Origin of the sequence: Pseudomonas sp. Pseusp11 (assembly GCF_047304405.1) — a bacterium.
Taxonomy (GTDB): Bacteria; Pseudomonadota; Gammaproteobacteria; order Pseudomonadales; family Pseudomonadaceae; genus Aquipseudomonas.
This window is the reverse complement of the sequence record NZ_JBGLZF010000140.1, coordinates 1-205: the sequence shown is the minus strand read 5'-3', so window position 1 is coordinate 205 and position 205 is coordinate 1. Positions and strand designations below refer to the sequence as shown.

Annotated in this window: 2 tRNA genes; both read right to left on the bottom strand. The window is 59.5% G+C overall.

The window, feature by feature from the left end:
- A tRNA-Asp gene (locus tag ACCC96_RS30480) sits at positions 1 to 74 on the bottom strand.
- A 54-nt stretch (positions 75 to 128) separates the two neighbouring features.
- Positions 129 to 204 (bottom strand) — tRNA-Val (locus ACCC96_RS30475).
- Position 205 lies beyond the last annotated feature (1 nt).

Genomic DNA, 205 nt, shown 5'->3' with positions numbered 1-205 from the left:
CGCAGCGGACGGGACTCGAACCCGCGACCCCCGGCGTGACAGGCCGGTATTCTAACCGACTGAACTACCGCTGCGCGTCGGTGGAGGCTTTTCAGCTTCCCTCTTGCTTACACAAGAGTCTCAAGAGTTGGTGGGTGATGACGGGATCGAACCGCCGACATTCTGCTTGTAAGGCAGACGCTCTCCCAGCTGAGCTAATCACCCT